Origin of the sequence: Halomonas sp. 111 (assembly GCF_052379685.1) — a bacterium.
In the GTDB taxonomy this organism is placed as follows: Bacteria; Pseudomonadota; Gammaproteobacteria; order Pseudomonadales; family Halomonadaceae; genus Vreelandella; species Vreelandella citrativorans.
Genome location: NZ_JBQSYV010000003.1, coordinates 250,302 through 259,553, shown reverse-complemented (window position 1 = coordinate 259,553; position 9,252 = coordinate 250,302). Strand labels below are relative to the sequence as shown.

Genomic DNA, 9,252 nt, shown 5'->3' with positions numbered 1-9,252 from the left:
GTCGAAAGCAGGCAGTCAGCCGCTATTCACTGCAGCATCAAAAACCACAATTAACCCACTCAACACGCCACAAGGACCAAATCTAATTAGCCCTAACGCTAGCAGATTGCACGCCCTCACGTCACTAGAAATTAGCCTTACATACCATCACTTTTACTCGCCTTCATTTCCTTGCAACAAAAAGGGTAAGCTGAACAGCAACACCGCTCCTGAGTACGCACTCGATGACTTCACACTGGATACTAGGCCCAGGCGCCATCGGCCGCCTACTGGCTCATTCACTTTCCCCGCTAGCTGACGTCACCTTAGTCGGTCGCCGCGCGCTACCTGAGCAACAAACAATAACCCCCCCTGAAGGTAAGCTGCGTAGCCAGCACTTAAACGTGATAACCACCTCACAACTAGTAGCCAATGCGCCAGCGCCGCCTGCTTTTGTACATATCACCACCAAGGCGATGGCTGCTGAAGCGGCATTGGAAAGCGTGGCAGGCGTTATTCCCGCAACTACCCCGCTGGTGTTGTGGCAAAACGGTTTTTTGGCTCAGCCGAGGTTGACTGAACGTTGGCCGGGGCCGGTGTTGTGTGCGACTACGACGGAAGGCGCTTATTTAACCGGTGATGATGGCGTGTTTCATGCGGGGCGTGGGCATACGTTTGTGGGGGATCTGGAGAATCGCCACGGCGCGTTGGCACAGCAGTTAGCGCATCAGCTTAGCCAAGCGGGGCTTGCGGCCACGGCGGTGGATGATATTCGTAGCCGCCTGTGGCAGAAGCTGGCGGTGAATGCGGCGATTAATCCATTGGTGGCGTTAAATGGGATTCGTAATGGCGAGTTGCGTGGCGCCGCTTACGCAGGCCGCGTTGAGGCGGTTGTTGAGGAAGTGGCGGCTATTATGTTGGCCGAAGGTATTCAAGCGCCCGATGGTGGTAGCGGTTTGGAGGCGTGGTTGGCGTTGGTGTGGAATGTTATTGAGAAGACGGCGAATAACAAGGCATCGATGTTGCAGGATGTAGAGGGTAAGCGGCTTACCGAGCGTGGAGCGATTTTGGGGCCGTTGATTGAGAGTGGCGAACGGCATGGGATGGGTTGTGAAGTGTTGCTCGGGCTGGATGGTGAGTTGGCGGTGTTGGAGGCGGGGTTTTAGGCTTGCTCAGGCTTGGGGCGGCTGCGCCGCCCTTTCGCGCCGGGCCGCCGCTGCGGGTGCCGCGTTTCTCGCTGCGCTCGCTACTTGTTACCGCGCGCTACAAGTTTGAAATTTCACATATTTCAGATTTTGTAGTTGATTGAGCGTGCCGAGCGGCGTGGGATAGATTGTGAAGTATTGCAGAGGCTGGATGGTGAGTTGGCGGTGTTGGAGGCGAGTTTTTAGCCACTTCGAGTTGGGGCGGCTGCGCCGCCCTTTCGCGCCGGGCCGCCGCTGCGGGTGCCGCGTTTCTCGCTGCGCTCGCTACTTGTTACCGCGCGCTACACGTTTGAGATTTCGCATATTTCAGGTTTTGTAGCGCGGTGTAAGCGTTAGCGCACCCGCGAAGGGTGCGGCTATTCGTATGAGGCGGTTTAGGTGACCGGGATCATCACCACATCGCGGAACACGGGGCGCTCGGTTAGCTGCTGATACCAGCGTTCCAGGTGGGGGCGTGGTTGCCAGGTGAGGCCGATGTTCCATAGGTTATAAACGAAGGGCGCAACGGCAATGTCGCCCAGGCCAAACGCTTCGCCTGAGAACCATGCCTGGTTGGCGAGTGCGTTATCCAGCAGTTCAAACAGCTTTTCGCAGGCTTGCATGCCTGCTTCAATGGCGGCGTTATCGCGCTGCGCTTCGGGCGTTCTCACATAGCCCATTAAAATTACCCGGTGCGCAGGGGAAAGCGTGCTGTTGGCCCAGTCCATCCATTTTTCTGCCTGGGCGCGCTGGGCAGGCTGCTCAATCCACAAATTGCCTTGACCATACTGCGCGGCCAGGTAGCGGATGATGGTGTTGGATTCCCACAATAGGCAGTCGGTGGCGTCGTCCTTGAGTAACGGCACCAACCCATTAGGATTCATGGCCTGGTATTCGGGCGTGTTGTTGACCCCGAACTGGAGCCCCGCTTGAATTTGTTCAAACGGTACTTCCAGCTCGTTAAGCACCCAGCGCACTTTTTTAACATTGGTAGAGTTATCGCGACCCCAAAGCGTAATCATAACGTTCCTTATTGGTTGGTTTTTTTAAGAGTTTACCTGATCACGCCATGAGATAAAGGTAGCTTGGGTGCGGGGGCGGCTTCACCCTTCACCCTTCACCCTTCACCCTTCACCCTCTTTATCCTGATAGAACTGTATCAGGCTTGAGAAGTCGAGCTGGCCGTTGCCGTTTGCCTTGTGCTGAGTAAACAGCGTGCGGGCGGCGGAACCCATCGGCACGGGGGAGGCGCTTTGCTGGCTGATATCCATGGCAAGGCCCAAGTCTTTCATCATCAGGTCCACCAGGAACCCGCCCTGATACGCGTTGGCAGCGGGTACGTTCTCCATTACGCCTGGATAGGGGTTGTAAACATTGAGCACCCAGTTGCCGCCGGAGCTTTTTCGCATAATGTCAGAAAGCACCGCAGGGTCGAGGCCATTTTTGACACCCATGTTGATCGCTTCGCAGGTACCCGCCATCAACACCGAAAGCAGCATGTTGTTACACGCCTTGGCCACTTGCCCTGCCCCATGGTCGCCCGCGTGGAAAATGTTTCTGCCCATTACGCCTAGCACAGGCGTCACTTTTTCAAACTGGGCCTTTGACCCGCCGACAATAAACGTCAGCGTACCCGCCAGCGCACCGCTAACCCCACCCGATACCGGAGCATCGACAAAGTCGATCCCGCGCTGTTCGCCAATGGCCGCGACGCTGCGCGCCGTGTCGGCATCAATGGTGGAGCAGTCAATCACCAAAGCGCCTGGTTTGATCACCTCGAACAACGCCTCATCGCCATCAACGTAAAGCGCCTTCACGTGCTTGCCCGCAGGCAACATGGAGATAACAAAGTCAGCCTCGGCGGCGGCTTCACGTGCCGAGCCTGCCACTTCACAGCCGTGATCTTTAGCGGCTTCCAGCGCTTGTTCAGAAAGGTCATACGCACGCACGATATAACCCTCTTTCGCCAGGTTAGCCGCCATCGGGCCGCCCATATTGCCTAAACCAATAAATGCCACAGTAGCCATAAAGATTGTCCTTGTTGTTAATAACAAACGGTTAATAAAAAGCAGCTAATAACAAACGGCGAGTAACGAGCTACTGGTAATAACCGTTGATCATGAAATGTTGGCAGTGTCCGTTTTAGCACCCCGGCGGTACGGCTTATTTACTTCAGGTCCGCGAGTGGGCTATCGGGCCACGGCGATGCTAACAGCGCATCCATAAAGTGATCTTCCACTTCCCCTACCGCTGAATACGTCCAGCCTGGCAAGCCATCTTTATCCACCAGTAATGCGCGTACGCCTTCTGGAAACTCCCGGTGGCGACAGCACTGCACAGAAAGCGCCAGCTCTGCCTGGAACACCTCGGCAAGCGACATGTGCTTGGCACGCGTTAGCTGCTCATGGATAAGCCGAATGGAGACCGGACTACCATGCGCCAGCGTCTTTTGTGCTTTGCTGAACCATTTATCCTCACTTTCTACCGCCAGTACGGCGGCCACCCTTTGCTCGACGGTATCGTGGTCCATCAGCTCGCGAATTAATGGCGCGAAGTGTCGTATGGGTGTTTCCAGCGCAGCAAACTCTGCTTTAGAGGCTTGTTCAAGCTCGCGCAGCGCTTGATTGACCACGCCGTGGGCATCGGTCTTTTCACCGCTTCCCCAAGTGGCACTGGTCAGTTGCTGAAGTAATTCTTCCCGGCGATGGCTGGCAATGCCACGGTCGGCAAGGCCCAGGTAAAGGGCATCTGATGCATTGATCTGCGCGCCGGTCATGGCCAGAAAACGCCCCATGCCGTTCGGCAGGCGGTTTAAAAACCAGCTGGCGCCCACATCCGGATAAAGGCCAATCGTCACTTCCGGCATGGCCAGCCGGGAGGTTTCAGTCACCACACGGTGGCTACTGGCACTGAGCAGGCCCATACCGCCGCCCATTACAATGCCGCTGCCCCAGCAAATAATCGGTTTGCGGTAAGTGTGTAGCCGATAATCCAGGCGGTACTCTCTTTCAAAAAAGCGCTCGGGAAAGCTCGGGTCAGCTTCCCCGTTAATCGCTTTATACAGCGTGACTACATCACCACCGGCGCAAAAGGCTTTTTCACCAGCGCTATCCAGCAGTATGGCGACAACCCGCTCGTCCGCCTCCCAGGCATCCAGCTGCGGCAGAATGGCGTCGATCATGTCCAGCGTTAACGCGTTGAGCGAACGCTCAGCGTTAAGCTTGATTTCAACCACCGTGTGGCCGTCCTGGGTGGCGTGTTCGGTAAACAGTACGCTACTCATTCAGCATCCTTACGTATCGGCTCGAATGGCAACCGCGATCATGTCGGCAACCCTGTTTTTTACAGCTCAGCGGCACCTTCGGCGAGTACCCGGCGCGAAATGATCAGGCGCATGATTTCATTGGTGCCTTCCAGAATGCGGTGTACGCGGGTATCGCGCACATAGCGTTCCATGGGGTACTCCTTAATGTAGCCATTGCCGCCATAAAGCTGTAGCGCCTCATCGCATACTTTAAAGCCTACATCGGTGGCAAAGCGCTTGGCCATGGCGCAGTAGGTGGTAGCGTCAGCATGACCGGCATCCAGCTTGGCAGCGGCCATTCTCACCAATTGGCGGGCGGCGACCAGCTCGGTGACCATATCCGCCAGGCGAAATTGTAACGCTTGAAAATCCGCTAACCGCTTGCCGAACTGCTGGCGTTCCAGCAGGTAATCACGCGCTTTATTGAGCGCCTGCTGGGCGGTGCCAATAGAACAGGTGGCGATATTAATTCGCCCGCCGTCCAGCCCTTTCATGGCAATTTTAAAGCCGTCGCCTTCGTTACCCAGCAGATTATTCGCAGGCACGCGCACGTCTTCAAAGGTAATCATTCGGGTAGGCTGGCTGTTCCAACCCATCTTGTCTTCCTTGCGCCCATAGCTGATGCCTTCAGCCTTGGCATCTACTGCAAATGCCGAGACCCCACCCGCGCCTTCGCTACCGGTACGTGCCATCACTACCAGAAAATCGGTGCTGCCCGCGCCGGAAATAAATATTTTGCTGCCGTTGAGCACATACGCATCGCCCTCACGCCTGGCCGAGGTTTTAAGCGAGGCCGCATCGGAGCCCGCATTGGGCTCTGTTAAACAGTACGACCCCAGAAGCTCACCGGTTGCAAGCTTTGCGCCCCACTGCTTAACGGCCTCTGGCTGGCCGAAGTCCGCGAGCATCCAGGTCACCATGTTATGAATGGTGAGATACGCCGTGGTGGAGGTACAGCCCATTGAAAGCTGCTCGAAGATAATGCTGGCATCCAGCCGTGAGAGACCAAGCCCTCCGACGCTTTCCGGCGCGTAAAGCGAACAGAAGCCCAGCTCACCGGCCTTACGGATAACGTCTACGGGAAAAATAGCTTCGGCGTCCCATTGTGCAGCATGGGGCTCAAGCTCATTTTGGGCGAAGGCTCGCGCCATATCGGCAAAGGCTACCTGGTCTTCACTCAACTCAAAGTTCATGGCAATGCTCCGCTGAAAAGCCTTTGTCACCCCTCGCTGCCACGCATTACCCAATGGCGCCAGCATCGGCTGATCAAATTGATTGGCTAACGTATACGTCAACTTATCGCCTAAATTATCGCTGTGCAACTGCTCTGCTAGCGTTAACCCTACAGTAGAGGCTTTACGTTAACGTAAACTTGTTTTAGCCTCAGGGTCAGCGCTTCGTAAAAGCAAACCTTTAAAAAAAGAGAACGACGATGAGCAAAACCTACTCGATCAGCGACTTGGCCAACGAGTTTGATATCACCACGCGCAGCATTCGCTTTTATGAAGATCAGGAGCTGCTTTACCCAGCACGGCGGGGCCAAACGCGTATTTACAGCAGCCAGGATCGCGTACGGCTTAAATTGACCTTACGAGGTAAACGGTTAGGGCTTTCACTGGCGGAGATTCGTGAGCTGTTTGAGCTGTGGGATGAAACCCGCACAGGGAGTGAAAAGCAGCTTTTACTGATGCTGAACAAAATCAGCGAACGACGGGCCGCTCTTGAGCAACAAATGAAAGATATCGCCATGATGCAGCTGGAGCTTGAGAACGCCGAAATTCGCTGCCGCCAAGCGTTAGATGAGCTTCATGACAAAGAGGCGTTTGACGAAAAACACACCGAAGCGCCCTCGCCCACCTCCTGACGTTTCATAAACTCTGCCCCGTCGTACCAGACTGGCTCATCATACAAACGCTAGCGGCGCCTTATTACCTACTCAACAACTATTTTCAATAAACGATTTCTAATCAACAATTTCTAATAAACAGGTGATTGACCATGCACTCTCTCTACTCAGAACTGAATTTCGGTCTTGATGACGAAATGAACATGCTGCGCGAGCAGGTCAATGCCTTCGCCGCCAACGAAATTGCCCCGCGTGCCGCGGAAATCGACCGTAACAATGAATTCCCCAACGACTTATGGAAGAAGTTTGGCGACATGGGCCTTTTAGGCATCACCGTGTCTGAAGAGGATGGCGGCAGCGGTATGGGCTACCTTGCCCACTGTATCGCCATGGAAGAAATCTCCCGGGCTAGCGCCTCTGTCGCGCTGTCTTACGGCGCGCACTCCAATCTGTGCGTGAACCAGATCAAGCGCAACGCCTCCGCCGAACAGAAGGCCAAGTATCTGCCCAAATTGATCAGCGGCGAGCACGTAGGCGCGCTTGCCATGTCCGAACCCGGTGCAGGTTCCGATGTGGTTTCCATGCAGCTGCGGGCTAAAAAAGTCGGCGATAACTACATTTTAAACGGCAACAAAATGTGGATCACCAACGGCCCCGATGCCGATGTGCTGGTGGTCTACGCCAAGACGGATCCAGACGCTGGGTCCAAAGGTATTACCACTTTCTTGATCGAAAAAGGCATGCCGGGATTCTCCACGGCGCAGAAGCTCGACAAGCTGGGCATGCGCGGCTCCAACACCTGCGAGCTGGTGTTTCAGGATTGCGAGGTTCCCGCTGAAAACGTGCTGGGCGAAGAAGGCAAAGGTGTGCGCGTATTGATGAGCGGGCTGGACTACGAGCGCACCGTGCTGGCCGCAGGGCCGGTCGGCATCATGCAGGCCGCCATGGATGTCGTGATGCCGTATATTCATGAGCGCAAACAGTTTAATCAGTCGATCGGTGAGTTCCAGCTGGTGCAGGGCAAAGTCGCGGATATGTACACCACGCTGAACGCCTGCCGCGCCTACCTGTATGCCGTCGCGGCCGCGTGTGATCGCGACCAGACCTCGCGCAAGGATGCCGCTGGCGTCATTCTCTACTGTGCCGAGAAAGCCACCCAGGTAGCGCTGGATTCCATTCAGCTGTTGGGCGGTAACGGCTATATCAACGAATACCCCACCGGGCGCCTGCTGCGGGACGCGAAGCTGTATGAAATCGGCGCGGGCACCAGTGAAATTCGGCGGATGTTGATTGGCCGCGAACTCTTCACCGAAAGCCAGTAGAGGCGCACCATGAGCATTCTCAGCACTCAGATTAATCCGCGTAGCGAGCTCTTTCAGACCAATGAGCAGTCGATGCGCGGCGTGGTTACCCAGCTGCATGAACTCACCGCTGCCGTTGCCCAGGGTGGCGGCGTTAAATCTCGTGAGCGTCATGAGAGCCGTGGCAAGCTGTTTGTGCGTGACCGCATCGATCACTTGATCGACGAAGGCTCGCCCTTTCTAGAATTTTCAGCGCTTGCCGCTCACAAGGTGTATGAAAGCGACGTACCGGCCGCCGGTGTGGTGACCGGCATTGGGCGCGTATCAGGCGTTGAATGCGTGATTGTGGCCAACGATGCCACGGTAAAAGGCGGCACCTACTTTCCGCTGACGGTCAAAAAACATATTCGCGCCCAGGAAATCGCCCGTAAGCATCGCCTGCCGTGTCTTTATCTGGTCGATTCCGGCGGTGCCTTTCTACCCCGTCAGGATGAAGTCTTCCCTGACCGCGACCACTTCGGGCGCATTTTCTATAACCAGGCCACCCTGTCGGCCGAAGGCATTCCGCAAATTGCCGTGGTGATGGGTTCCTGCACGGCGGGCGGCGCGTATGTGCCCGCCATGGCCGATGAATCGATCATCGTTAAAGAGCAAGGCACCATCTTTCTGGGTGGCCCGCCGCTGGTTAAAGCAGCCACCGGTGAAAGCATCAGCGCCGAGGCGTTGGGCGGTGCGGACGTGCATGCCAAAGTCAGCGGCGTGGCCGACCATTATGCCGAAAACGATATGCATGCCCTGCAGCTTGCCCGCGCCTGTGTCTCGCGCCTGAACTGGCAAAAGCGCGGCAAGCTTGCCATGCAGGCGCCCGAGCCGCCCAAGCTCGACCCGTTGGAGCTTTACGGCATTGTGGGCACCGACCTTAAAAAGCCCTTTGATGTTCGCGAAGTTATCGGGCGCATCGTCGACGGCTCTGATTTTGATGAATTCAAACGCTACTACGGCGACACCTTAGTCACCGGATTTGCGCATATCCATGGCCACCCGGTGGGTATTGTGGCCAATAACGGCGTGCTGTTTTCAGAGAGTGCCGTCAAAGGCGCCCACTTTATTGAGCTGTGCGCCCAGCGCAAGATTCCGTTGATTTTCCTGCAGAACATCACCGGCTTTATGGTGGGTTCCAGGTACGAGCACGAAGGTATCGCCAAGCATGGCGCCAAGCTGGTCACCGCCGTGGCGTGCGCGAAGGTGCCCAAGTTTACCGTGCTGATTGGCGGAAGCTTCGGGGCGGGCAACTACGGTATGTGCGGCCGCGCTTATGACCCTAACCTGCTATTCATGTGGCCCAATGCGCGTATTTCCGTGATGGGTGGCGAGCAGGCCGCTGGTGTACTGGCCCAGGTTAAGCGCGAGCAGTATGAGCGCGAAGGCAGCGAATGGACTGCCGATGACGAAGAGGCGTTCAAGCAGCCAACCCGCGAACAGTATGAGCACCAGGGCCACCCTTACTACGCCAGTGCCCGGCTCTGGGATGACGGCGTGATCGACCCGCTGCAAACCCGCGATGTGCTGGGCTTAGCGCTGGCCGCGGCCATGAATGCTGAGATTGAAGAGACACGCTTCGGCGTGTTCCGGATGTAA

The 9,252-nt window shown here is 56.1% G+C and carries 8 protein-coding genes; 4 read left to right on the top strand and 4 right to left on the bottom strand.

Annotated features, from left to right (window positions below; all coding sequences use genetic code 11):
• Positions 1-224 precede the first annotated feature (224 nt).
• Positions 225-1,145, top strand: coding sequence for a ketopantoate reductase family protein (locus tag ACT3T7_RS04005; RefSeq protein ID WP_444630149.1), 921 nt, complete (start codon positions 225-227; stop codon positions 1,143-1,145).
• Positions 1,146-1,558: 413 nt separating this feature from the next.
• On the opposite strand, the gene ACT3T7_RS04000 is transcribed toward ACT3T7_RS04005, so the two are convergent.
• The 4 genes from ACT3T7_RS04000 to ACT3T7_RS03985 form a co-directional block, all read right to left on the bottom strand.
• Positions 1,559-2,185, bottom strand: coding sequence for a glutathione S-transferase family protein (locus tag ACT3T7_RS04000; RefSeq protein WP_444630148.1), 627 nt, complete (start codon positions 2,183-2,185; stop codon positions 1,559-1,561).
• Positions 2,186-2,287: 102 nt separating this feature from the next.
• Positions 2,288-3,196: a 3-hydroxyisobutyrate dehydrogenase gene (gene mmsB / locus ACT3T7_RS03995; RefSeq protein WP_444630152.1), complete on the bottom strand. Its 909-nt coding sequence runs from the start codon at positions 3,194-3,196 to the stop codon at positions 2,288-2,290.
• A gap of 134 nt (positions 3,197-3,330) precedes the next feature.
• Entirely contained in the window at positions 3,331-4,446 is a 1,116-nt protein-coding gene (locus ACT3T7_RS03990; RefSeq protein ID WP_444630147.1) for an enoyl-CoA hydratase/isomerase family protein, read from the bottom strand.
• 59 nt (positions 4,447-4,505) lie between these two features.
• The gene (locus tag ACT3T7_RS03985) at positions 4,506-5,660 is read right to left on the bottom strand and encodes an acyl-CoA dehydrogenase family protein (RefSeq protein WP_444630146.1); all 1,155 of its coding nucleotides are present in this window, start codon (positions 5,658-5,660) and stop codon (positions 4,506-4,508) included.
• Between the two features lie 239 nt (positions 5,661-5,899).
• Between ACT3T7_RS03985 and ACT3T7_RS03980 the strand changes: the two genes are divergently transcribed.
• The 3 genes from ACT3T7_RS03980 (at position 5,900) to ACT3T7_RS03970 (ending at position 9,252) form a co-directional block, all read left to right on the top strand.
• Positions 5,900-6,331, top strand: a complete 432-nt coding sequence (locus ACT3T7_RS03980; RefSeq protein WP_441677105.1) for a MerR family transcriptional regulator — start codon at positions 5,900-5,902, stop codon at positions 6,329-6,331.
• Positions 6,332-6,465: 134 nt separating this feature from the next.
• Positions 6,466-7,635 (top strand): isovaleryl-CoA dehydrogenase, encoded by a 1,170-nt coding sequence (locus tag ACT3T7_RS03975; protein WP_172116429.1) that lies wholly within the window; start codon positions 6,466-6,468, stop codon positions 7,633-7,635.
• A 9-nt stretch (positions 7,636-7,644) separates the two neighbouring features.
• Positions 7,645-9,252 (top strand): carboxyl transferase domain-containing protein, encoded by a 1,608-nt coding sequence (locus ACT3T7_RS03970; protein WP_444630145.1) that lies wholly within the window; start codon positions 7,645-7,647, stop codon positions 9,250-9,252.